A 25,645-nucleotide genomic window follows, 5' to 3' on the forward strand; every position below is an offset into this window, starting at 1 on the left:
AATATAATAAATGGATTTTGTATTTTGCTTCCCTATTGAAGTCCCAATTCATGAAACAACTATTCCTATTGTTTTCTTTAGCATTCTATGTTGTTGGATATGCACAATATGATGGTTCATTGGAGCAAACCAATAAAGTCGATTTTCTACAAATGGATGCTGAAGTAAGTATTCTTCCGCAGAAGAAAAGTGTAGAAGGAAAGGTAGTTTATCGTTTTAAAATACTCGATCCGCAAGATTCTATTTTTATCGATGCCAAGAACATGCAGTTTTCTGAAGTGCTGCTAAATGGTAAAAAAGTGCCATACACTAACGATAGCTCTAGAATCTGGATAAAATCTGCTTTTTCACCTAAAAAAGAATACCAGCTTCATTTAAAGTATACTGCCAAACCAAAACAAGCTATGTATTTTATCAATTGGGACGCTCCCAACAATTCAAACGGGAGTAAACAAGTGTGGACGCAAGGACAAGGGAGGGATAATTCCAATTGGTTACCAAGTTTTGACGATATGACCGAAAAATTGATTTTCAACCTCACAATCAATTTTAATAAGGGGTATCAGGTTATTTCGAATGGAGGATTAGCAAAAAAAACCGCGCTCAACGATTCCATTACCCAATGGAAATTTAAGATGGAGAAACCTATGAGCAGTTACTTGGTGGCTGTTGCTGCGGGTAAATATGATAAACTCACTCTGCAATCTAAAACTGCTGTTCCCATTCATTTATATTTTGAACCTAAGGATTCCCTTAAGGCAGAACCCACCTATAGACATACTAAAGAAATCTTCGATTTTTTTGAAGAAGAAATAGGAGTGCCCTATCCATGGGAAAACTACAAACAGGTTCCCGTTCAGGATTTCCTATTTGCGGGGATGGAAAATACGGGAACAACCATCTTTTCAGATGCTTTGGTAATTGATTCTACGGCTTTCGTAGATCAGAACTATGTTTTTGTGAATGCCCATGAACTTGTCCACCAGTGGTTTGGTAATATGGTTACGGAAACCAATGGAAAACACCATTGGTTGCACGAAGGTTTCGCAACGTATTATGCATGGATGGCCGAAAAAGGGATTTTTGGAGAAGATTATTTTTACTGGAAATTATACGAATCTGCAGAACAGTTGAAAGAATTAAGCGATTCCGGGAAAGGAGAGTCTTTGTTAGACCCGAAGGCGAGTTCCCTCACGTTTTATCAGAAAGGGGCTTGGGCATTGCATATTTTAAAAGAATTGATTGGGGAAGATAATTTTAGGAAAGCGATTAAAAGTTATCTCATAGAAAATGCATATTCCAATGTAACTACTGAAGATTTTGTACGAGCAGTAGAGGAAGTATCAAAAATCGATATTTCTGCCTGGAAACAAGATTGGTTGCAACAAAGTGCTTTTCAAGGTACCGAAGCATTGGTTTCCTTAAAGAGATCTGGATTTATCACAAAATATATGGAACTGGCTTCTTTGAGGGAAACTTCAATTTTAAATAAAAAAGAATATTTAGAAAAAGCCCTGGATTTTCCTGTGAACGAATACATAGGACAAGAAACTGTTTTTCAGTTGTCTGGGGAGAGCCTTCAGGAGACAGTCCCGCTTTATAAAAAAGCGCTGGAAACAAATAATGTGATGCTTAGGCAAGCCGTGGCCGTGAGTATAGATTCGATTCCTTCAGCATTAAAATCAGAATTTATAGAGCTGTTAGAAGATGACTCTTATATCACAAAAGAAAATGCACTTTTGAAATCATGGCTTCAATTTCCTGAAGAAACCTTGAGGTTTTTAAATAGTACCCAAGGCATTCACGGCTTTCAAAACAAGAATGTAAGACTGTTGTGGTTGGTCATTAATTTGGTAAGCCCGGAAATAGATCCAGAAAAAAAACCAGCCTATTTTGAAGAATTATCGGGATATACGAGTGAAACGCTACCTTTTGGCCTAAGGCAAAACGCCTTTGGATATCTGTACCAAATAAATGCTTTTACTGAGCAGAATTTATTGGACCTTTTGGAAGGAGCGCAACACCATACATATAGCTTTAGAAATTATTGTAGAAGTTTATTGGATAAATTGTTGAAAGAAGAAGAATACCGCACAAAATATGTAGCTTTAAGTACTGTTATGGAAAATCCAGACTTAGAATTTCTAACCAAAAGATTACAAAACTAATGCGGGCATTGGTAATTTCTGGAGGTGGCAGTAAAGGAGCTTTTGCGGGAGGGGTCGCACAGTATTTAATTGAAGAAATGGGCAATGACTACGACCTCTTTTTGGGTACTTCCACAGGTAGTCTATTGATTTCTCATTTAGCGCTGAACAAGACCCAGAAGATCAAGGAGGTTTATACCACAGTTACTCAAAACAGCATCTTTAGCAATAGGCCATTTTTAATTAAAAGAATACATGGGCAAGATCAAATTTCTATAGATCATTTTAATGTCCTTCGTAATTTTTGGAGGGGCAAGAAAACTTTTGGGGAGAGTGGCAACCTTAAAAAATTGATCATGGACACAGTTTCCAGAAAAGATTTTGAAGAGCTTAAAGCCAGCAATAAGGAGATTGTGGTAACAGTTTCCAATATCTCGTTGAATGAAATAGAATATAAATCCATACATGAATACAGTTATGAGGATTTTTGCGAGTGGATTTGGATCTCTTGCAATTATGTGCCGTTTATGAGCTTGGTCCAAAAGAATGGATGTGAATATGCCGATGGGGGTTTTGGATCTATGGTACCAATAGAAGAAGCAATTAAACGAGGCGCTACAGAAATTGATGCGATCATCCTTCAAACAGAAGTAACCTATTTTAATAGATTGCCATCAAAAAACGTGTTTTCGCTCATCACCAATTTATTTGGTTTTATGCTGGATAGAATCGAAAATCAGAATATAAGGATCGGAAAGTTCGCGGCAGCCAACAAAGACGTGATTATAAATTTCTATTATACTCCCACGGTGTTAACCACAAATTCCCTTATTTTTGATAAGGTAAAGATGGAACGTTGGTGGGAGAGTGGCTTTAGTTTTGCCAAATACAAAAATGAAGAATTGAACCAAATTGAACCTTAATGCGAGCATTGGTAATTTCAGGTGGCGGAAGTAAAGGAGCTTTCGCCGGGGGGGTAGCCCAATATTTAATGGAAGAAGAAGGCAAGAAATATGACTTGTTTCTTGGAACCTCTACGGGTAGTTTGCTAATTCCCCATTTAGCAGATGGCAACATTAAAAAAGTATATGATATCTACACGAATGTTAATCAAAAAAAGATCTTTAGCATAAATCCATTTGTGGTAAAAAAGAAAGATGGTCGGGAATATGTGACCATCAATTATTTCAATATGTTTCTACAGTTTGCCAAAAAGAAGCGAACGTTTGGAGAAAGCAAGAATTTGCGAAAACACATTAAAAAGCATTTTTCTGAAGAAAATTTTAATTCAGTAAAAAACAAAGCAAAAGATGTGGTTGTTACGGTATCCAATCTGTCCAAAAACAGGGTGGAATATAAATCTATCCAGGAGTTTTCTTACGATGATTTTTGCGATTGGATCTGGATCTCTTGCAACTATATTCCCTTTATGAGCCTTGCTACCAAAAATGGTTATGAGTATGCCGATGGGGGTTTGGGCTGCGTTGTGCCTATTAGGGAAGCTATAAAACGCGGCGCAACCGAAGTAGATGCGATTATTTTGGAGGCCGAGAATATGGAGTACAACAAAGTGCTTGGTAAAAATCCTTTTTCATTGATGATAAACCTCTTCGGATTTTTACTGGATCAGGTAGAATACCACGATGTGGTGGAAGGAAAACTTGCCGCTATGAACAAACAGGTAAAATTGAACACTTATTACACCCCTGTTCAATTAACCGAGAATTCCTTGGTTTTTAATAAAAAAGCGATGACTTCTTGGTGGCAACAAGGTTTCGATTATGCCATGGAGCGCGGTATTCAAAAGAAAAATGAGCAAACCTTGTCTTTTAAGAAGATTCTTTAAACGCAATTTATCCTAGACCCTACCATTCAATAATTAAGCCCTCCCTGAGGGGTTAAATTGTATTTCGCACTTCTTTTTTAATATAATCCAAAGCCGCTTCTGTAGGTGGTACTTGATCCATCAAGGCGCTTAAAATATTTTGTCTCAATTCATCGGCATTGGTCACACTATCCTTTTTTGCTGTTTTCCGAATAATGCCAATAGTGGCATTTTTAGATGTTCTAATAACATTCCAACATTCTGAAGAAAGATAGATCTGTTGCGCTAGATTATGATCGAATTCCTGATCTATGGTTTGTACCAACATATCCTCGTATGCACCCAAATCATTGGATTTTGGTTTTATCCGGAGCAATAATTTTCCCATGGAAATTCTTTCCAGAAACAAGGCCATTCTCTCAAAAGCCTGTAATTTAATGGGGAGAGCGATTTTTTGATTTTCTATCCTTAGTTGATACAGTCTTCTTTTTTCTTCATTGGAAGTATGCATTTGAAAAAAATAAAAAGAGATCAAACCAATAATTACGGCCGGTAGTAGATAAAATAAAAGTTGTAGGAGATTGATGTCGGTCATAGTTAATTTGTGTTGTATACAGAGGTTTCTTCGGTTTCTGCTTCTTTGGTTTTTACTTCTTTTCCTTTGGAGTATGTTCCACCCAGATATGGACAGTCCATATGTGCCTGTACAGAGGTAAATGGCACCCTGGTTTTTTGGTACTTAAACGTTGAAGCTAGGGTTTTTGTTATATTCTTATCACTTAAATTAATATCTACATCGTCCATTGTAAATTGTGAAGGATGTTCATAACCGCAAGCAGGGGTAATCTCCAGCAGTTCCTTTTTGAATTTTGTAAAATAGAAATTCACCCTATCTGCCTTATCCTTAACATTGATTCCCGCTTGTAACCATCTATTATGGGTGGTGATTCCTGTTGGGCAGGTGTTGTTATGGCAAGCTTGTGCTTGGATACAACCAATACTTATCATCGCTTCCCGGGCCACATTAATGCAATCTGCTCCCATCGCTAAGGCCATCGCGGCTTTATCGGGAAAACCGAGCTTACCACTAGCAATAAATACAATTCTTTCTGTAATTCCTTGCTTCAGAAAAACATTGTACAAATTTGTAAATGCATTTATAAAAGGCAGGGAAACATGATCTGCGAAACTTGGGGGAGCGGCTCCAGTACCACCTTCGCCACCGTCTACGGTAATAAAATCCGGTCCACGATTGGTTTCCTTCATTATTTGTGCCAATTCCTCCCATTGTTTTAAATGTCCAATAGCCGATTTTATTCCCACTGGTAAGCCTGTAGCTTCTGCAATTTCTTCAATAAAATCCACCATTTCAGCTACGTTGATAAAAGCAGAATGAGTTGGTGGGGATAGGATGTCTTTTCCTAGAGGCACATGGCGTATTTCAGCAATTTCTTGAGTGATCTTAGAAGCTGGCAGCACACCCCCTTTTCCCGGTTTGGCTCCTTGAGATAACTTAACCTCAATGGCTCTTACCTGTGGATTCTCCTTAACCAATTTTAATAGCTTGTCCATGGAAAAATTCCCGTCATCTCCACGAACCCCAAAATATCCTGTCCCAAAATGAAACACCACATCTGCTCCCATTTTGTGATAAGGGGAAAGTCCACCTTTTCCCGTATTATGGTATGCATTGGCCAATAAACAACCTTTATTTAGGGATTCTACAGCCTTGGCATAGAGCGATCCAAAACTAATGGCAGAAACATTGATGATGGATGTAGGTCTATAAGGCCTTCTCGTTTTATTGAAAGAACCCATTACCTTGGCACAGGCAATAAAATAAGGATGTTCAAAATTAGGATGTGATTTTTCCAGTTTATAGGCAAGCATGGAATTATTTATGAAAATATAATTGGTCCTATAGATATCCTCATCGGTACCAAAGCTTTCATAATTATTCTCGTTTTTAGCCGAGGCGTAGATCCATCCGCGTTCATTTCTATTAAAAGGAAGCTCTTCCCTGTCACTGGCAACAATATACTGCCTTAGTTCAGGACCTATGCTTTCCAAGAAATAGCGCAAATGGCCCACCACCGGAAAGTTGTGTTTTATAATATGTTCTTTACTGAAGAAGATATCCTTTATGGTTACAAGGACTAGGAAAATTAGAACCCAAGCCCACCAAGGTATACTTCCAAGTATATCTAATAGATCATTCATCTTAATTGTGTAAATAATCAAGTGCCAATTGGGACATTACTTTTACCCCCAACAACATGCCGCTTTCATCGATAAAAAAGTCTGGAGTGTGGTGCGGTGCAGCATCTGTGGCCCCTGGAGTTTGTCCTCCCAAAAAGAAGTAAAATCCAGGCACCACTTCCTGAAAGAATGAAAAATCTTCTCCCCCGGTTGTAGCTTTAACCAATTCCACTTTATTTTTTCCCGCAATATTTTGTAAGGTAGGCAGCATTTTTTCTGTTAAAGCAGGATCGTTATAAGTGATAGCCGTATTATTCTGAAATTCTATGCTAGCATCCCCGCCATAAGCCTTAGCAATTGCAGGTACCATTTCGCTCATTCTTTTTAGGATTTTAGCCTTCATATCGGCATCCAAGGTTCTTATGGTTCCAATTAATTCCGCAGATTCTGGGATTATATTAAACCGCACACCACTGGTTATTTTACCAACCGTGATCACTGCTGCGCCGTCCACCAGTTTGGAATCCCGACTTATTATAGTTTGTAAACCGTCTATGATTTTTGCTGAAATCAGGATTGGATCGGTACCGCTCCAAGGGGCAGAACCGTGGGTTTGCTTTCCTTGTACATTAATTACAAAACGTTCTACCGCTGCCATGGTGCCTTCTGGTTTGTACCGAATGGTCCCAACAGGGGTACTAGAATTTATATGTAACCCAAAAATAGCATCTACGTCTGGGTTTTTAAGCACTCCTTCTTCAATCATTACCGAAGCTCCTCCTTTTTCTCCCGGGGGTGGACCTTCTTCTGCTGGTTGAAAAATGAATTTTACCGTACCGTTTATCTTATCTTTATTTTTGGAAAGTATTTCGGCAACTCCCATTAAAATTGCGGTGTGGGTATCATGACCGCAGGCGTGCATAACCCCAGTACTGGTTCCTAAAAATTCTGTGGTAACTTCAGATTTAAAAGGCAACTCATTTATTTCGGTTACCGGTAGGGCATCGATATCGGCTCTTAAAGCAACTACTTTTCCTGGATTATTCCCTTTTAAAATACCAACGACCCCAGTTTTTGCAACTCCGGTTTGTACTTCTAGTCCTAGGCTCTCAAGATGTTTTGCTATTTTTTCAGCAGTTTTAAATTCCCGGTTTGAAAGTTCTGGATGTTCATGAAAATCCCTTCTCCATTCTATCACTTTTGGTTCAATCTCGTTAATTTGAGATTCCATATCGGGTGTCATTTGGGCTTGAGTTCCTGTTGCAAACAAGAAAGACAAACAGAAAAAGGTATATTTCATAGGTGTGTGCTTAAATTTAAAAATTAATAAGGCGATAGCCTTTATTTTGAAGCTGTACCAAGGCCGTCATTGCAGAAAGCGCTATTTGAACTTCCGGTAATACTTCAGATTTTGTGATTTTTCTATGAGCAGCAGTTTGACCACATAAAATCACCTGGACTCCTTGATTTGCCAAAAGTGAAATTAATTCGGCATTCGGATTTACAGAGATTTCAGGAAATTTCTCGTTGTAGAATTCGTCCTTTAATATTTCAGGATAAGCCCCTCCATGAATTACCAATGCAACCTGAATGTTTTTAGCAGGTATACCGGCAGCCCTGTGCATATTTATAAACCTGGCTGCCGTTTCTATAAGCTTGTTTGGTTGGGAAGGATTATCAAAATTTTTGGCCACATCAAAAACCACTTTGAATTGCGCAGTAGTATCTGTTTTAAAGTCAGGATTGGAAACTTCATAGATTTTTCCGTATTCCTTGATCACCTCCCCGGAATGTGCTTCTTGAGCAAAAGATGCGGTAGAAATAGCAAGGCTTATTAGAATAAAAAGGCTTCTTATCATTTTGTTTATAATATTAAAATTGGTAATTTTTTTTGTATATCCTCTTTTAGACATAAACTTCTTTCGTCACCCTGAATTTATTTCAGGGTCTCAATTTATTGTTCTAAAATTCTGAAACTCCCGAACGATCGGGACAGAATGACGTACTTTATCAATTTATGACACTTTACGGATATACAGTTTTTTTCCGAAGCTAAATATATTTAAAATAATAGGCACGTCATAATTTGCAGCCTTTTTGTTTAAAAGTAAGACCAAAAGGAGTTTTAAAGTACATCTTAATTGGTTAAATTCACAGCTTAAAAGAAAGTATAAATTTGGAATCTTATTTAGCAGAATTAAACGATGCCCAAAAGGCTCCCGTTCTTCAGAAAGATGGTGCAATGATAGTGATTGCGGGAGCAGGATCTGGGAAAACGAGGGTGCTGACCTACAGGATCGCTTATTTGATGAGCAAGGGAGTAGATCCCTTTAATATTCTTTCGCTAACTTTTACCAACAAGGCAGCGAGGGAAATGAAAAAAAGGATCTCCCAGATTGTTGGAAGTAGTGAGGCAAAGAATTTATGGATGGGAACTTTTCACTCTATATTTGCCAAAATGTTGCGTTTCGAGGCCGATAAATTAGGCTATCCTTCAAATTTCACCATTTACGATACCCAAGATTCACAGCGCCTTATTTCAGCAATTATCAAAGAGATGGGGCTGGACAAGGATATCTATAAATACAAGCAGGTATACTCGAGAATATCTTCCTATAAAAATAGCTTGATCACTGTTAAAGCCTATTTTCAGAATCCTGAGTTGCGTGAGGCTGATGCGATGTCCAAGAAACCCAGGCTTGGGGAAATCTATAAAAACTATGTAGATCGCTGTTTTAAAGCAGGCGCCATGGATTTTGATGATTTATTGCTGAAAACCAATGAGCTATTGAACAGGTTTCCGGAAGTACTTCAGAAATATCAGAATCGTTTTCGTTATATTTTGGTAGATGAGTACCAAGACACCAACCATTCCCAATACCTTATTGTAAAAGCGCTTTCAGATAAATTTCAGAATATATGTGTGGTGGGGGATGATGCGCAAAGTATTTATGCCTTTCGCGGAGCGAACATCAACAATATCCTGAATTTTCAGAAGGATTACGATAATGTACAAATGTACCGTTTGGAGCAAAATTACCGTTCCACCAAGAACATTGTAAATGCGGCCAATTCCATCATAGAAAAGAATAAAACCAAACTGGATAAAGTGGTTTGGACCGCAAATGACGATGGGCCAAAGATTATTGTAAACCGGTTGCTGACCGATGGAGATGAAGGGCGGTATGTAGCGAGCTCTATTTTCGAGAACAAGATGCAAAAGCAAATGAACAATGGGGATTTTGCAATCTTGTATAGAACCAATGCCCAGAGCAGGGCTATGGAGGACGCACTGCGTAAAAGGGAAATCCCTTATAGAATTTATGGCGGACTCTCTTTTTATCAACGCAAAGAGATCAAGGATGTCTTGTCTTATTTAAGATTGTTGGTAAACCCAAATGATGAGGAAGCATTAAAGAGGATCATTAATTTTCCTGCTAGAGGAATAGGTTCTACTACCATCGATAAATTGACCATTGCCGCCAATCAATATGGTAAATCCATTTTTGAGATCATCGAAAATCTGGATCATTTGGATCTCAAGATAAATTCGGGAACCAGGAACAAGCTGGCGAACTTCGCGAATATGATCAAGAGTTTCAAGATCCTTACTGAAAATGCAGATGCATTTGTGGTTGCAGATACGGTAGCTCGGAAAACCGGGCTCATTCAAGAGCTTAAAAAAGATGGAACTCCAGAAGGAATAGCAAAAATCGAAAATATTGAAGAACTCCTTAACGGGATCAGGGATTTTGTGGAAGGACAGCAGGAGATAGCAGATGTTACAGGTTCTTTAGCGGAATTCTTGGAAGATGTGGCCTTGGCAACAGATATGGACAAGGAAACCAACGAGGACCATGTGGCACTTATGACCATACATTTGGCAAAAGGACTGGAATTTCCGTTTGTATATATAGTAGGAATGGAAGAAGACCTTTTTCCTTCTGCAATGAGTATGAACACGCGTTCTGAATTGGAAGAAGAACGAAGATTGTTTTATGTGGCATTAACCAGGGCTGAAAAGCAAGCATATTTAACTTATACACAATCCCGATATAGATGGGGCAAATTGGTAGATGCAGAACCAAGTAGGTTTATTGAGGAAATAGATGAAGCCTATATGGATTATATGATTCCGCAGGATGATTATAAATATAAGCCCTTGATGGATATCGATATTTTTGGAGATGTAGATAAAAGCAAGCTAAGGCAATCAAAACCAAAATTAGGAACCCCACCCCCAGCTCATAAACCAAATGAGGAGCAGTTAAAGAAACTCAGAAAGCTTAGGCCAACTACTGCAAATTATCCTACAGCTTCGATAAAGGACAGCGTGAAACTGGAAGCAGGAAACGAAGTTGAACATATTCGTTTTGGAAAGGGAAAAGTGCTGAATATCGATGGTATTGGACAGGATAAAAAAGCGGAGATCAATTTTGAAAATGGCGGTGTTAAAAAACTGTTGTTGAGATTCGCTAAACTGAAGCTGCTTTCTTAAATTAGTTATTGTTTTAAGCAAAATATTAAAATGAAATTATAATGGCCAACCTAATAAAAATTTACGACGAGAACCCAAATCCAAAAGACATCAAGAAAGTTGTTGATGTGCTAAGGAAAGGAGGTTTGATAATTTACCCAACAGATACGGTTTATGGAATGGGTTGCGATATTACAAATACAAGTGCTTTAGAGCGTATAGCACAAATAAAACAAGTGAAATTGGAGAAGGCTAATTTTTCATTTATTTGCGAAGACCTAAGTAATCTATCAGACTATGTAAAGCAAATAGACTCCCCAACTTTTAAAATTCTAAAGCGCAATTTACCTGGGCCATTTACTTTTATCCTTCCGGGAAACAACAATCTTCCAAATGTCTTCAAGAAAAAGAAAACTGTGGGGATTAGGGTGCCAGATAATAATATTTGTCGGGCGATTGTAAGGGAACTAGGGAATCCTATAGTTTCAACATCTATAAAAGATGAGGATGAGGTTATTGAGTACACAACAGATCCTGAATTGATTCTCGAAAAGTGGCATAATCTGGTGGATCTTGTAATCGATGGCGGCTATGGAGATAATGTAGCTTCTACGATAATAGATCTTACCGGAGATGAGCCAGAAGTGATCAGAGAAGGAAAGGGGAGTTTGGAGCTTATGTAGCTTTTTAGGAAATAATTATATTTGTAAATAAAAAAAGCCCCGCATCGGGGCTTTTAATTTTTAAAGAAGGTTTAGCTTATTTAGCTTCTTTCATTCCTTGCTCTATAAGATTGTAGAATTGGTCTAATTTAGGCAAGATCACGATTCGTGTACGTCTATTCTTAGAACGTCCATCTTCAGAGTCGTTGGAAGCCAAGGGCACATAGTAACTTCTACCCGCAGCGGTCATTCTTTCTGGTGGTACACCAAACTCGTCTTGTAATACCCTAACAACAGAAGTTGCACGTTTAACACTTAAGTCCCAGTTATCTTCGAACATTGCAGTTTTAATAGGTTTGCTATCTGTATGTCCTTCCACCATAAATTCGATTTCCGGCTTGTTTTTTACCACAGTTGCAACTTTTCCTAGTACTTCTTTTGCACGAGAGGTAATATTATACCTTCCACTGTCGAACAACAATTTATCCGAGATAGAAACGTAAACCACACCTTTTTCGACATTAATGCTAATATCCTCATCGCTCATGTTTCCAAGAACACCTTTAAGGCTGGTAACCAAGGCCAAAGTAACAGAATCTTTTTTGCTAATTGCATCCTGCATACGCTGGATCTTCATATCCTTTTCTTTGATGCTCTCCAATGATTTTTCAAGGTTAGAAGCTTCTTTTGTGGAAAGAGTTGCTAAGTTTCCAACATTGTTCAATAATGCAGAATTCTGATTATTAAGGGTTTTAATTTGTGCGTTTAAACTTTCTTTTTCATCCAAACAAGAATTCAATTTAACGGTCGCAGTGTTTAATTGATCCTTTGTCTCTTGTTGTAAAGTTTCGAGTTCAGCGTATTTCTTCTGTGACACACAAGAAGAAAGTAATAAAGCGGCTGTTGCCGTAAGTAACATGATTTTCTTCATAATTTGTTGTAAATTTTATTTGTTAGATTTTTTCAAAGCTATCAAAATTAGTGCCCATAAACTAGTTTTTGCCTTGAAACATTATAAATCGGAAAATTTTTTTTGACCCAATCCATAATTCCGGTAAACAACGGAAATTTTTGAATAATAATTATCTTTCTTGGGAAGTTTTTTACGCTTTTTTAAAAGAATATTTAAATGCTTGTAAAAGCTCATATGTGCTTGAAAAACAGCAGTGAAGTGACTGAATTTAAATTCGAATAAAAATTTAATTGCTGCCACGCCATCCAAAACCATTCGCAAAAGAAGCACCAAGATAATTTTATTGGAAGGCACATTCTTAATCAGGTTAAATAGGCTATTTCTGAAATTGAAAAATGTCTTTTTTGGGTTCATGCTACTTAAAGTTGCACCGCCTACGTGATACACCACAGAATTTGGGGTGTAAACCACCTTGTGCCCATAGTTATGAAGCCTCCAGCAGATATCTATTTCTTCCTGGTGAGAGAAATAATCTTCATCTAATTTGCCAACTTCGTAATATTGATCCCGTTTTATAGCCAAACACGCCCCACTTGCCCAAAAGACCTCCATTTCGTCATCATATTGTCCCAAATCTTTTTCCAAATTATCAAAAATCCTTCCCCGACAATAAGGATAGCCAAACTTATCTATAAAACCCCCGGCGGCCCCTGCATATTCAAAATGGGTTGGTCTTTTATAATCCAAGATTTTTGGTTGTACCGCAGCTACCTTTTTGTCATTTTTAAAAATAGCTTTAATGGGAGGAATCCAGTTGGGCGTGACTTTTACATCACTATTCAACAGAATAAAAATATCTTCAGTTAATCCAGCTAAAGCATCATTATAACCTTTTGCATAACCACCATTCACTTTGTTTTGAATGATCCCTACTTCAGGAAAATTGGCTTCAACATAAGAAACAGACATATCGGTAGAAGCATTGTCCGCCACATAGAGATTGGCTTCTTTCGAATATTCAACAACCGCTGGCAGGAACTCTTTTAAAAGAGCCAGTCCATTCCAATTCAATATTACTACCGCAACAGTCTGACTCATTCTATATTCTGATTTTTTATTCCCTGACGTCAAAAGTAAACAGAATAAATTTTAGGTTAAAGCACGGGGGCCTACAATTGATATTCTGGGAGGGATTGTAAAAACTGATACTTTTCCAGTTCGTAATCCAATTGACAAAAATGATGGTCCAAGCCATTGGTGACCATAAGGTAGGTGGCATCCAAACTCATATTATATCTGGCAATTTGATCGAAGGTGTCCTGGGTGATCTTTATGGAAGGTGCTTTGCATTCCACAATTATATGGATATCCCCTTTTGAATTATAAACTACTACATCGTACCTTTTAATTCGCTTTCCTATTTTGAGTTGTTTTTCAACATTAATAAGGCTTTTGGGGTATTTTTTTTCTGAAATTAGATACTGAACGGTATGTAATCTCACCCATTCTTCAGGAGTAAGGATTATAAATTTTTTCCTGATCTCATCGAAAACGGCTATTTTATTTTCGCTATTTTTGAAGCGAAATGTATATTGCGGAAAATTCAATTTTTGCATCAGTTCAAATAAACAAAATTATAAAGTTATAGCTCAGGAATTTTTCAATTTAATCTCGGGTTGGAACCTAAGTGATCTTGTATAATTAATACCTTTTGAAGTAAAAAAACTTCAATTAAGTACGCCAAACTGCCTTACACCCTTATGGAAGACGCAATTCAAATAGTTACTTCAATTAAAAACGGACAGGTAAAACCCATCTATTTTTTAATGGGCGAAGAGTCCTACTATATAGATAAGATTGCCAAATATATAGAAGCTCATCTTATGCCGGAGGAGGAAAAGGGTTTTAATCAAATGGTGATGTACGGGCGGGACACTACAGTTGATGAAATAATTAGTAATTCCAAGCGATATCCTATGATGGCCCAGAGGCAGGTGATTATTGTAAAAGAGGCACAGGACCTTTCCAGAACTATTGAGAAATTAGAAGCATACTCCGATAATCCACAACCTACAACAACTTTGGTGGTATGTTACAAGTACAAAAAAATCGATAAACGAAAAAAGCTATATAAGTCGGTGGCTAAAGCCGGGGTGATCTTTGAAAGTAAAAGGCTGTATGAGAATCAGGTATCAGATTGGATTCAGAAAACACTAAAAGCTAGCGGATATGCCATTTCTCCAAAAGCATCCCAAATGCTGGTGGAATTTTTGGGAACCGATTTAAGCAAGATCGATAATGAACTGCAAAAATTACAATTAATAGCCCCAAAAGGCACCAATATTACTCCCGAGCTCATTGAAGAAAATATTGGGATAAGTAAGGATTTCAATAATTTTGAACTCAGAAAGGCTATTGGAATGCGCGATTCTGTTAAAGCGCATAGAATTATAAATTACTTCGCACAAAACACCAAGGACAACCCTATGGTAGTAACAGTATCCTTATTGTTTGGATATTTCTCCCAAATATTGCAATATCACGGCACAGCCGATAAATCCAAGGCCAACGTTGCCAAGGTACTAAAGGTGAATCCTTATTTTGTGGCAGATTATGTTTTGGCAGCCAGGAATTATCCAATGAAAAAGGTGAGCCAGATCATTACCTATTTGCGGGAAACAGATGTGAAAAGCAAAGGAGTTGGTGCTGCAAATATGCCTGCTGGCGATCTATTAAAGGAATTGGTTGTAAAAATAATGAATTAAATGAGGGGATTTAAAACGTGGATAGATGCAGCAAGACTTAGAACTTTACCTTTATCGATAAGTGGAATTATTGTAGGGACAACCATTGCGGTTCATCAGGGGTATTTTAATATAGTGATTTTTAGCCTGGCATTGGGAACCACACTGGGACTCCAAATCTTATCCAATTTCGCCAACGATTATGGGGATGGGGTCAAAGGAACCGACAATCAGGATAGAGTTGGCCCTACTAGAGCTTTGCAGGGCGGTATGATTACTGAAAAGGAGATGAAACAGGGAATTGTACTTACGGCAATATTAACCTTGTTCATGGCGGTGCTTTTAATTTATTCAGCTTTTGGACAGGAACATTTTTGGTATGCTATTATCTTTTTTCTATTGGGGGTAAGTGCTATTGTGGCAGCAATTAAATACACCGTTGGTACCAATGCTTATGGCTACAGGGGTTTGGGAGATGTTTTTGTATTTATATTCTTTGGGCTGGTGGCCGTTTTGGGGACCTATTTTCTTTATGCCCGTGAGATATATTGGATTGCTTTATTGCCCGCAACCGCTATAGGAATGCTAAGTGCGGGAGTACTGAACCTTAATAATATGAGGGATAGAATTTCCGATGAAAAATCTGGAAAAATCACGCTAGTGGTAAAAATGGGGCAGAAATGGGCTAAAAATTATCATTATTCCTTGATTCTGGGTGCTATATTTTCCCTTATTATATTTAGTGTGTTAATGTCCAAAGAGCTCAATAATTTCATCTATATAATTGCCTTTATTCCTTTGGTCCTTCACTTAAAGAGAGTGGTACAAAATGAGGATCCCCAAAAACTAGATCCAGAACTTAAAGTATTGGCTTTAACAACCTTTGCAATAGCTGTTTTGTTTGGGATTGGTTTAATTATTTAACAGGAATTAAAATTTAACATCGGGTTGAGGTTTAATCCCTTTTCAATGTTTATTTTTATGCTTATCCGTTTAAACACCTAAAAATAGGTTTTGTCTCCCTGAGCGGAGTCGAAGGGTTAAACAAAGACGTCTCGACTGCGCTCGACGTGGCATTTTTAGTTCCATTGTGCCTTTTAGGCATATTAGCGGATATACAGTTTTATTGAAATTCAATGTCTTTCCAATGATTATAACTTTTTACGGTCAAAATTCCTTCGGAATTAAAATAGGTGATAGCAGTATTATAGTAGATCCATTTATTACAGGAAATAAACTTTCCAAAGATGTAATAAATATCCAAGATTTAAAAGCAGACTTTATCTTGCTTACGCATGCGCATCAGGATCATATTCTGGATGCCGAGGCTATTGCAAAAAATACGGGAGCCGTAATTGTTAGCAATTTTGAGATCGCAACCCATTATGAGGATAAAGGTTTCGAAGTGCATCCTATGAATCATGGGGGCTCTTGGGATTTTGAATTTGGAAAAGTGAAATATGTAAATGCCATCCATACCAGTTCTTTCCCAGATGGTTCCTATGGGGGACAACCCGGAGGATTTGTGATAGAAGGGGAGCATAAGAATATTTATATCGCAGGAGATACTGCTTTAACTATGGATATGAAGCTTATTCCATTAAGTACTACGCTGGACCTGGCAATTTTGCCCATTGGGGATAATTTTACAATGGGAGTAGAAGAAGCTATACTAGCCAGTGATTTTGTTGAATGTGATAAAATAATAGGTTGCCATTACGATACTTTTGGATACATAGAAATAGACCACGAGGAAGCAAAGCGTAAATTTTATGAAAAAGGGAAAGATCTTATGCTTTTGGAAATAGGTGAAAGTATCGAGCTTTAATTTTGAAATTCTTTAATTCTTAATGAAAGCAACTTATCGCAGACATCTTCTTGAATTTAAACGCCCAAGTGGAACTTCCCGGGGTGTTCTTACCACTAAGGAAACCTGGTTTATAATTATAAATTCTGAAGGCAAAACGGGTATTGGAGAGTGCGGACTCTTAAGGTCTCTTAGCATAGATGATAAACCGGATTATGAAAAGAAATTGGCCTGGGTGTGTGAAAATATCTCCCTAGGTGCAGAAGCACTTTGGGGGCAACTTTTGGAGTTTCCCTCGCTGCAATTTGGAGTGGAAATGGCCTTTAGATCTTTGGAAGCTTCAACTCCTTTTTTATTGCACCCTTCAGGATTTACCAAGGGACATGATTCCATCCCAATAAATGGTTTGGTTTGGATGGGTGAAAAATCTTTTATGAAGGAGCAAATTCTCGATAAGATCAAAAATGGATTTAAATGCATTAAGCTGAAAATTGGTGCGATCGATTTCAATGCCGAATTAGATCTACTTAAATTTATAAGATCCGGGTTTTCTTCGGAAGAAATAGAAATAAGGGTAGATGCTAACGGTGCTTTTTCTCCGGAAGAAGCCTTTATAAAGTTAGAACGGCTTAGTAAATTCAACATCCATAGTATAGAGCAGCCAATAAAGCAGGGACAACTTGATGAAATGGCTAGATTGTGCGAGGTTGCTCCTGTCCCAATCGCCCTGGATGAAGAACTAATTGGTGTTACTGGTGTAACATATAAGAGAAAACTACTACAAACAATAAATCCTCAATACATTATTTTTAAGCCGAGCTTAATTGGTGGGTATCGGGGCACAGAGGAATGGTTGCAATTGGCAAATGAAATGAATATAGATTGGTGGGCAACAAGTGCTTTGGAAAGCAATGTGGGTTTAAACGCCATAAGCCAATGGACATACACGAAAAAGTCCCAATTGCCACAAGGTCTTGGAACCGGTGGCCTTTATACCAACAATTTTGAGTCCCCGTTAGAAGTGAAAAACGGAACTATTACGTACAACCCTGAAACCCCTTGGGGTTTTAATTTATAATTTATACATGTTTATACAGCAAGCATTTAATTACCAACATAGTTTTTGGAGATATTTATTGGGGCTCTCCATAATAATCTTAGCAGTAATCCTCGGGCAAATTCCATTGGCAGTCGCCATGTTTATGGAAGGTGGGATGGATATCGTTGGAATGGAGGAAAATGAAATATTGAAGATATTGGACCCCAATTTAAACCTGTTTTTATTGCTACTTACTTTTGCAGTAGGGCTGTTTGCCTTGTTCTTTGTGGTAAAATTTATCCATTATCAACCTATTGGGACGGTTACCACATCTCGCAAAAAAGTAGATTGGGGAAGGTTTTTCTTCGGATTTGGGTTGGTGGCAATTTTTTCAGTTTCGGTGACAGCTTTCGATTATTTTTCCAATCCTCAGGATTATATAGTGAATTTCCAGTCGGGGCCATTTTTTATAATGCTCATCATCGCTTTGATCATGATCCCATTGCAAACCAGTTTCGAGGAATATCTATTCCGAGGCTATTTAATGCAAGGAATTGGGGTGTTGGTTAAGAATAAATGGTTTCCGTTGATATTGACATCAGTCGTATTTGGTGGCCTGCATTTCTTTAATCCAGAGGTGACAAAAATGGGAAATATTATCATGATCTACTATATTGGTACAGGTTTTCTATTGGGTATTATGACGCTGATGGATGAAGGTTTGGAGTTGGCTTTGGGTTTTCATGCTGGTAATAACTTATTAACAGTGGTTCTGGTCACTGCAGATTGGACTGCATTTCAAACGGATTCCTTATTAAAGGATATATCAGATCCAACAGCGGGAGTAGATGTGTTAATCCCAATTTTCGTAGTCTATCCCTTGTTTTTGTTTATAATGGCCAAGAAATATGGATGGAGCAATTGGAAGGAGAAATTAACAGGAAGGGTAGAAGCTCCAGTTGTTGATAATTATATTCAAAATATAGAAAATCCATAAATATTTTTGTTAAATTTAAACATTAATATTAACTAATTTGTTAAAAAACAGGTTTAATGCTTGAAAAATTCAGTATTCCAGATACTCATAAAGATTTTAAGATCAACAAGTTGCATTTTTCCAATGAAGATTTGGCGAAAGTGGCCTATAACTTCATTAAAGAAGGAGAGCCACATGAAGGAGAGGTTGGAGAATTTCTTTTAGATTGGGTAAAATCTTCTAAATTTATTGAAGTAAAAACTTCTGGTTCTACCGGTGGATCAAAAAAAATAAAGGTAAGGAAAGAACACATGATCAATTCTGCCTTAGCTACAGGTAAATTTTTTGAACTACCGGCAGGTTCCACTGCCTTAATGTGTTTACCTGCAAAATATATAGCGGGAAAAATGATGTTGGTGCGCGCAATGGTGTTGGGCTGGGAACTAGATTTGGTTCCACCTTCTTCAAACCCGCTGGATAATCTCTATAAAACCTACGATTTTTGCGCCATGACCCCGTTTCAATTGGATAATTCTATAAGTAGATTGCACCTTATCAAGAAATTAATTGTTGGGGGAGGAGCGGTTTCCCCGAACTTACAGAAAATGGTTCAGGGTTTGAACACCAAGGTTTATGAAACTTTTGGAATGACAGAAACCGTTTCACATATTGCGGCGAAACGATTAAATGGTAAAAAGAAAAAAACTTCTCCTTTTAAACTAATGCCAAATGTGCATATTTCAGTAGATGCTAGGGAATGTTTGGTAATAAAGGCACCTTTAATTTCAGATGACGTTCTAATTACTAACGATGTAGTAGAAATTAAAACCTATAAGCAGTTCTATTGGAAGGGCAGGTACGATAATGTGGTAAATTCTGGTGGAATAAAATTGTTTCCAGAAGAAATTGAAAATAAATTGAGCGAGGTGATCAATGGCCGGTTTTTCTTTATTGGGATGCCGGATGATGCGCTTGGCGAGAAATTGGTGTTGTTTGTAGAAGCATATTTTTCTGAAGAATTGCTTTCAGAACTTCAAGTGAAGGTGCAATCTTTAAAAGAGCTTCATAAGTACGAAGTTCCGAAGAAAATCTACCTGATCCAGAAATTCGAGGAAACTCCCAATGGGAAGATCCATAGAAAGAATACTCTTCGAAGTAAAATGAAGTAACTTCCCTTTCTAATTTTCAACAATTGTTTTTATGTACAAATACTTAATCCTTTTCCTATGTGTTGGTTTTTCGCTCAACGCACAAATCCTTTCAGAAAAAAACAGGGCAGAAGTTATAGATGACATACTTCAGGATAAATTCGAAAATTTATTGCCAGATTTAATGGAGAGGGCGGGAATAGACATGTGGGTATTGATTTCCAGGGAATACAACGAAGATCCTGTTTTAAAAACAATGTTGCCGTCCACTTGGTTAAATGCCAGAAGGCGTACTATTTTAGTTTTTTATAAACCAAACGGCTCGAATCGTGTTGAACGATTGGCGGTAGCCAGATACAATATTGGCGATAATATTACTTCGGTTTGGGATAAAGAAAAAGAACCAGATCAATGGAAAGCGCTTGTAGATCTAATTGCTGAAAAGAACCCTTCTAAAATTGGATTGAATTTTTCTAAAAATTTTGCAATTGCCGATGGCTTGGTAAAAACGGATCATGAAGAATTTCTTGCAAACTTACCAAGTGAGCTGAAACCAAAAATAGTATCTGCTGAAGATCTTGCAATTGGCTGGATAGAAACCAGAACTCCTATGGAAATGGAGCTATATGAAGGGTTGGTGGAAATAACACATGCAATTATTGCTGAAGCTTTTAGCAGGAAAGTGATAAGCCCTGGAAAAACAACATCTGAAGAAGTGGTTTGGTGGATGCGCCAAAAAGTAACAGAGTTGGGCTTGGAAACTTGGTTTCATCCCACGGTGGATATTCAGAGAAAAGAAGATGATTTAAAAGATCATATCGATGCTTTTTCAAATGGGTATGGAGAAACGGTGATCCAGCCGGGAGATTTATTGCATTGCGACTTCGGCATATCATATTTAAGGCTAAATTCAGATTGCCAGCAACATGCTTATGTTTTAAAAACAGGTGAAACCGAAGCACCTAAATTCTTACAGGCAGCTTTAAAAAAGGGAAACCAACTTCAGGATATACTTACGAATAATTTTAAAACCGGTGACTCAGGGAACGAAATTTTAAAAAGATCTTTGATCGAGGCTAAATCTGTAGGACTTGATCCTTCCATCTATACACATCCTTTGGGACTTTATGGGCATTCTGCTGGGCCAACTATTGGCATGTGGGATTCTCAAGGAGGTGTTCCCGGAACTGGAGATTACCTGCTATACCCTAATACTGTTTATGCTATAGAGCTTAATACCACGGTAACTCTTCCAGAATGGAACAAGAAGCTTCGCATTATGCTGGAAGAAGCCGGATTTTGGGGAGAAGGTAACTTTCGTTATGTTAATGGGCGCCAAACAGAATTGCTTTTAATTCCCTCCAATTAATATCCCATCTTTAAATAATAATCTGCGGAATGCTTTCCAGAACCATAGATTATAAAAAAACAGGTAAGCAATAATATTGCGATTGCAAGTACTAAATTCCCAGGATTCATTGCCCCAATAAAGTTGATTAAGATCGCGCCAATAAGTATTGGAAGTTGTGCAATCAATGCCCAACGTGTAAGCAAACCAAAGGCTATCATAAGGCCTCCCACTAAATGTGCTGGCGCTACGTAGTGAATAACGATCATCGCTCCTCCAAAATCGCGAAGTGGCTTGAATAGCTCCATAAGCATCTGACTTTGAGAAATAAATTGAAGTCCTTTTATAAAAAAGAAAACTCCCAGTGCAACCCTTAAAATGTCCAGTGAATAATAAGTATGCGCATTTGCCCACTTATTAAGAGATTTTATTGTTGTCATAACTCAAAATTTAACAGTTAAGTTACTGATAATTAGTGACTTTATGAAAATAAAAATTGAATTTCTACAGAAGAAAGCCTCCAAGTTTTTAATTTAACATGGAGGCTTTGATAAATATTGATTCAATTTATTTTATAGAGGTCAGTAGATAGTTACCTATTGAAAAGTTTATCAATGTCGCTATCTGTCAGATTGAGCGTAAGTCAAAACCTTTATTTAGAGAACGAAGAGTTCTCGACTCCGCTACCATTGACGTGTTTTTATTTATTTGTGAATCCAAGACCCTGAAACCAGTTCAGGGTGACGATGCGGAATTGTCGTCATGCTGAACTTGTTTCAGCATCCCATCAGCTTATATAAAAAACACGTCAATTTCCTACGCTGGATAATTTTTTTATCACGGATCTCGAACCGACATTGTGGTAAAGATTAAAATACTGGTTATTAACAGGATAATCATCTTATTTAGATATGTGTTTATCTAGTGATCTCTGTTATTTTATAAATTTTGTTTCTATATAGAACTCTTTTTCGTTGACTTGAATATCATCGAGATCTTCTACTTCCTTCGAAAATTCGATCCAAGTATTTGAAGGAGCAATCCTAATTTCTTTTTCATGTATAAAAATATCAACAGGCATCCTGAAGTTAGAGACATCTGTATTCCAACGATAATGGATTCGTTTGCCAGTTTTTTTGAATTCCAATACCGGAATGTTAGCGTATCTTAAATATTGGTCAAAAACCGGTTGAAGCTCTGTTGCTATTGGAACATTAAAGAAATCTTCAACCGTTTTCGTGTCAATTGTTTGATGCTTGTAGGTACTGGTGTAATCTTTTAAGGTTTTCCACCAAAGTTCATCATTGTCATAAATACTTCTAATAGTATTTAAGAGATTAGCACCTTTAGGATACATATCTCTGGAACCTTCACTGTTCACTCCATAGTCTCCAATTATAGGTGACTGGTTGCCAATGTTCTTTCTAAGCCCTTCCAAATATTTTAAAGCATCTTCTTTTCCCCACCTACATTCAATATAAACTGCTTCAGAATAGGTAGTGAAACCTTCATGGATCCACATATCGGCAATGTCATTAGCTGTGATGCTGTTCCCAAACCACTCGTGTCCAGATTCATGGATGATAATGAAATCCCATCTTAAGCCAATTCCTGTTCCAGAGAGATCACGGCCTAAATAGCCCATTTTGTAGTAGTTACCATAAGCTACGGCACTTTGATGTTCCATGCCCAAATAAGGAGTTTCCACCAGCTTGAACCCATCCTCTTTAAAAGGATATTCCCCGAACTTTTCATAAAAACATTCCATCATTGGTTTAACCTCTGCGAACTGTTTTTTAGCTTTTTCGAGGTTATAAGGCAACACATAAAAATCCAGATCCAGATCTTGATAGGTATCTTGAAAATGAACATAATTGGCTATGTTGAAAACGATGTCGTAGTTATTTATAGGATTATTCACCTTATAACTCCAGCGAGTGTACCCATTTTGTAAATCTGTTTTACCAATAAATCGTCCATTGGAAACATTGGTCAGCCCGTTTGGTACTGCAATTTCAATCAAGGTTTCTTCCGGCTCATCACTTTGATGATCTTTATTGGGATACCAAAGACTGGCTCCGGTTCCCTGAACGGCTACTCCAATCCACGGATTTCCTTCTTCATCCTTTTTAAAAACAAAACCACCATCCCAGGGCGCATTTTTTGCAACTATAGGATTCCCAGAATAAAACACCTGAATGGAGTCTGTTGCTTCAGATCCTAAGGCTTCTTCGAATTCAACAAAAACAGCATTAAATTTTCTGGTATAGGCTAGCTGATGATTCCCATGCAATATTGAGTCTATCTGCATGTTTTCGAAAAGATCTATCTGCATAACAGGCAAATCTTCTTCAGCCTTAAATGTAATCGTATTAAAACCTGAGATAAATCGCTCTTCTGGATCAATTTGAACTTGCAAATGATATTTCAAAACATCGTATGCACGTTCCGGCCTCAGCGATCCTCGAAGGGAATCTGCTTCGGTATATTGTTTTTGCTTGTTACTAAGTACTTGACCATTTACCGAAATACTTGTAAATAAAACAGCAGCCAATAATAAAAAGATATTTTTCATTAAAATCAGGTCTGGATTACTCCTAAATTAAAATCTTTGGTAATAGGAGCGTGGTTCGCAGCTTCAATCCCTGTAGAGATCCATTTTCTGGTATCTAACGGATTTATAATAGCATCTGTCCATAGTCTGGCGGCTGCATAGTATGGAGAAGTTTGTTTGTCGTATCTGGCTTTTATTTTATCGAATACTTCTTTTTCTTTGTCGGCATCTACTTTTTCCCCTTTTTTGGCCATGGAAGCTGTTTCAATTTGAGCCAATACCTTTGCAGCTTGAGTTCCTCCCATTACGGCAAGCTCGGCACTTGGCCATGCCACTATAAATCTAGGATCGTATGCTTTTCCGCACATCGCGTAATTCCCGGCACCATAGGAGTTTCCAATGATGATTGTGAATTTAGGCACTACAGAGTTACTTACTGCACTCACCATTTTGGCTCCATCTTTTATAATTCCGCCATGCTCACTTTTACTTCCAACCATGAATCCGGTAACATCTTGTAAAAACACCAAAGGAATTTTCTTCTGGTTACAGTTTGCTATAAAACGAGTGGCTTTATCGGCAGAATCTGAATAAATAACCCCGCCAAACTGCATTTCTCCGGTCTTGGTTTTTACAATTTTACGCTGATTGGCAACAATTCCAACTGCCCACCCATCTATTCTGGCGTATCCGGTAATAATTGTTTGCCCATATTCCTTCTTATATTCTTCAAATTCGGAATCATCTACCAATCTCGAGATGATCTCCCGCATGTCATATTGATCGTTGCGCTTTCTTGGTAAAATTCCGAAGATCTCATTTGGATCTTCCTTCGGTTTTACAGTAGGCTTCCTACTATATCCAGCCTTATCGTAATCCCCAATTTTATCCATGATGTTCTTGATCTTGTCCAAGGCATCTTTATCGTCTTTGGCTTTATAATCTGTTACTCCACTTATTTCAGAATGTGTGGTAGCACCCCCAAGAGTTTCATTATCTATAGATTCTCCTATAGCAGCTTTTACCAAGTAGCTTCCTGCTAAGAAAATACTTCCGGTTTTTTCAACTATTATAGCTTCATCACTCATAATTGGTAAGTAAGCACCACCGGCAACACAACTTCCCATTACGGCTGAGATTTGGGTTATTCCCATACTACTCATTACTGCATTATTTCTGAAAATTCTTCCGAAGTGTTCTTTGTCCGGAAAAATTTCATCTTGCATTGGTAAATATACCCCCGCGCTGTCCACCAAATAAATGATTGGAAGCCTGTTTTCGATAGCAATCTCCTGAGCCCTTAAATTCTTTTTTGCAGTGATAGGAAACCAAGCTCCGGCTTTTACGGTTGCATCGTTTGCAACAACAATACATTGTTTTCCGGAAACATGTCCTATTTTAATAACTACTCCACCACTAGGGCATCCGCCATGCTCTTCATACATCTCATCTCCTACAAAGGCTCCAAGCTCTATAGCAGCTTCAGAATCATCTAAAAGATAATTAACACGCTCTCTGGCAGTCATTTTTCCCTTGGCATGATGTTTTTCGATGCGTTTTTCTCCTCCTCCAAGCTTAACTTGTGCAAGCTTTTGTCTTAATGTAGAAAGTAAAAGTTTATTATGATCTTCATTTTTATTGAAGTTAAGATCCATAGGAATTGTAGTATTATATTGCCCGAATATTAGTGGTTAAAGAGATAATGATAACCCAAGAATAATTTCGGGATTTTATTCTAGTATCAGTATCTTGGCTAAAATACAAAATCGATGTAATTTTTAAAGCTGAAAATGTTTTAAAATGCCT

At 37.6% G+C, this 25,645-nt stretch carries 22 protein-coding genes; 12 read left to right on the plus strand and 10 right to left on the minus strand.

What is annotated here, in order from left to right; translation table 11 throughout:
• Positions 1–50: 50 nt before the first annotated feature.
• From JM83_RS14850 to JM83_RS14860, 3 genes are read left to right on the plus strand one after another with little or no spacing between them, the layout of a single operon-like run.
• Positions 51–2,168 carry a M1 family metallopeptidase gene (locus JM83_RS14850; protein ID WP_144962929.1) on the plus strand — a complete coding sequence of 706 codons (2,118 nt, stop codon included), beginning with the start codon at positions 51–53 and terminating at the stop codon, positions 2,166–2,168.
• Entirely contained in the window at positions 2,168–3,070 is a 903-nt protein-coding gene (locus JM83_RS14855; RefSeq protein WP_144962930.1) for a patatin family protein, read from the plus strand. Before JM83_RS14850 ends, JM83_RS14855 begins: the two co-directional genes overlap by 1 nt.
• On the plus strand, positions 3,070–3,993 hold the full coding sequence (locus JM83_RS14860) for a patatin family protein (RefSeq protein ID WP_144962931.1): 924 nt from the start codon (positions 3,070–3,072) through the stop codon (positions 3,991–3,993). The genes JM83_RS14855 and JM83_RS14860 overlap by 1 nt, the downstream gene beginning before the upstream one ends.
• Positions 3,994–4,045: 52 nt before the next feature.
• Here the strand turns inward: JM83_RS14860 and JM83_RS14865 are convergent, their stop codons facing one another.
• The 4 genes from JM83_RS14865 to JM83_RS14880 are packed head-to-tail and all read right to left on the minus strand — an operon-like array spanning position 4,046 to position 8,030.
• On the minus strand, positions 4,046–4,567 hold the full coding sequence (locus tag JM83_RS14865) for a hypothetical protein (RefSeq protein WP_144962932.1): 522 nt from the start codon (positions 4,565–4,567) through the stop codon (positions 4,046–4,048).
• 2 nt (positions 4,568–4,569) lie between these two features.
• Positions 4,570–6,192, minus strand: coding sequence for an FMN-binding glutamate synthase family protein (locus JM83_RS14870; protein ID WP_144962933.1), 1,623 nt, complete (start codon positions 6,190–6,192; stop codon positions 4,570–4,572).
• A 1-nt stretch (position 6,193) separates the two neighbouring features.
• A complete protein-coding gene (locus tag JM83_RS14875) occupies positions 6,194–7,471 on the minus strand; it encodes an amidohydrolase (RefSeq protein ID WP_144962934.1) in 1,278 nt (425 codons plus the stop codon).
• Positions 7,472–7,487: 16 nt separating this feature from the next.
• Positions 7,488–8,030, minus strand: coding sequence for a DsrE family protein (locus JM83_RS14880; RefSeq protein WP_261376496.1), 543 nt, complete (start codon positions 8,028–8,030; stop codon positions 7,488–7,490).
• A gap of 317 nt (positions 8,031–8,347) precedes the next feature.
• Between JM83_RS14880 and JM83_RS14885 the strand changes: the two genes are divergently transcribed.
• Together JM83_RS14885 and JM83_RS14890 are read left to right on the plus strand one after the other, a co-directional pair.
• On the plus strand, positions 8,348–10,669 hold the full coding sequence (locus JM83_RS14885; RefSeq protein WP_144962936.1) for an ATP-dependent helicase: 2,322 nt from the start codon (positions 8,348–8,350) through the stop codon (positions 10,667–10,669).
• Positions 10,670–10,710: 41 nt separating this feature from the next.
• Positions 10,711–11,331 carry an L-threonylcarbamoyladenylate synthase gene (locus tag JM83_RS14890; RefSeq protein WP_144962937.1) on the plus strand — a complete coding sequence of 207 codons (621 nt, stop codon included), beginning with the start codon at positions 10,711–10,713 and terminating at the stop codon, positions 11,329–11,331.
• Positions 11,332–11,407: 76 nt separating this feature from the next.
• Here the strand turns inward: JM83_RS14890 and JM83_RS14895 are convergent, their stop codons facing one another.
• The 3 genes from JM83_RS14895 to JM83_RS14905 form a co-directional block, all read right to left on the minus strand.
• Positions 11,408–12,241 carry a flagellar motor protein MotB gene (locus tag JM83_RS14895; protein WP_144962938.1) on the minus strand — a complete coding sequence of 278 codons (834 nt, stop codon included), beginning with the start codon at positions 12,239–12,241 and terminating at the stop codon, positions 11,408–11,410.
• An 81-nt stretch (positions 12,242–12,322) separates the two neighbouring features.
• Positions 12,323–13,321, minus strand: coding sequence for a glycosyltransferase family 2 protein (locus JM83_RS14900; protein ID WP_186435011.1), 999 nt, complete (start codon positions 13,319–13,321; stop codon positions 12,323–12,325).
• Positions 13,322–13,392: 71 nt separating this feature from the next.
• Entirely contained in the window at positions 13,393–13,839 is a 447-nt protein-coding gene (locus tag JM83_RS14905) for a type I restriction enzyme HsdR N-terminal domain-containing protein (protein ID WP_144962940.1), read from the minus strand.
• 144 nt (positions 13,840–13,983) lie between these two features.
• Between JM83_RS14905 and holA the strand changes: the two genes are divergently transcribed.
• The 7 genes from holA to JM83_RS14940 all read left to right on the plus strand — a co-directional run bounded on the left by holA (position 13,984) and on the right by JM83_RS14940 (position 21,306).
• Positions 13,984–14,988: a DNA polymerase III subunit delta gene (holA, locus tag JM83_RS14910; protein WP_144962941.1), complete on the plus strand. Its 1,005-nt coding sequence runs from the start codon at positions 13,984–13,986 to the stop codon at positions 14,986–14,988.
• Positions 14,989–15,891, plus strand: a complete 903-nt coding sequence (locus JM83_RS14915) for a 1,4-dihydroxy-2-naphthoate polyprenyltransferase (RefSeq protein ID WP_144962942.1) — start codon at positions 14,989–14,991, stop codon at positions 15,889–15,891.
• 223 nt (positions 15,892–16,114) lie between these two features.
• Complete coding sequence (locus JM83_RS14920; RefSeq protein WP_144962943.1) at positions 16,115–16,795, plus strand: metal-dependent hydrolase; 681 nt, start codon at positions 16,115–16,117, stop codon at positions 16,793–16,795.
• 22 nt (positions 16,796–16,817) lie between these two features.
• Positions 16,818–17,852, plus strand: a complete 1,035-nt coding sequence (locus tag JM83_RS14925; RefSeq protein ID WP_144962944.1) for an o-succinylbenzoate synthase — start codon at positions 16,818–16,820, stop codon at positions 17,850–17,852.
• A 7-nt stretch (positions 17,853–17,859) separates the two neighbouring features.
• Positions 17,860–18,810 carry a CPBP family intramembrane glutamic endopeptidase gene (locus JM83_RS14930; RefSeq protein ID WP_144962945.1) on the plus strand — a complete coding sequence of 317 codons (951 nt, stop codon included), beginning with the start codon at positions 17,860–17,862 and terminating at the stop codon, positions 18,808–18,810.
• A 56-nt stretch (positions 18,811–18,866) separates the two neighbouring features.
• Positions 18,867–19,958 carry an AMP-binding protein gene (locus JM83_RS14935; RefSeq protein ID WP_144962946.1) on the plus strand — a complete coding sequence of 364 codons (1,092 nt, stop codon included), beginning with the start codon at positions 18,867–18,869 and terminating at the stop codon, positions 19,956–19,958.
• Positions 19,959–19,989: 31 nt separating this feature from the next.
• Entirely contained in the window at positions 19,990–21,306 is a 1,317-nt protein-coding gene (locus JM83_RS14940) for a M24 family metallopeptidase (protein WP_144962947.1), read from the plus strand.
• Here the strand turns inward: JM83_RS14940 and JM83_RS14945 are convergent.
• From JM83_RS14945 to JM83_RS14955, 3 genes are all read right to left on the minus strand, one after another.
• A complete protein-coding gene (locus JM83_RS14945; RefSeq protein WP_144962948.1) occupies positions 21,303–21,725 on the minus strand; it encodes a DoxX family protein in 423 nt (140 codons plus the stop codon). The genes JM83_RS14940 and JM83_RS14945 overlap by 4 nt on opposite strands.
• A gap of 494 nt (positions 21,726–22,219) precedes the next feature.
• Positions 22,220–23,860, minus strand: coding sequence for a M1 family metallopeptidase (locus JM83_RS14950; RefSeq protein WP_144962949.1), 1,641 nt, complete (start codon positions 23,858–23,860; stop codon positions 22,220–22,222).
• 5 nt (positions 23,861–23,865) lie between these two features.
• Positions 23,866–25,494 carry an acyl-CoA carboxylase subunit beta gene (locus tag JM83_RS14955; RefSeq protein WP_144962950.1) on the minus strand — a complete coding sequence of 543 codons (1,629 nt, stop codon included), beginning with the start codon at positions 25,492–25,494 and terminating at the stop codon, positions 23,866–23,868.
• Positions 25,495–25,645 lie beyond the last annotated feature (151 nt).

Origin of the sequence: Gillisia sp. Hel_I_86 (assembly GCF_007827275.1) — a bacterium.
GTDB lineage: Bacteria > Bacteroidota > Bacteroidia > Flavobacteriales > Flavobacteriaceae > Gillisia.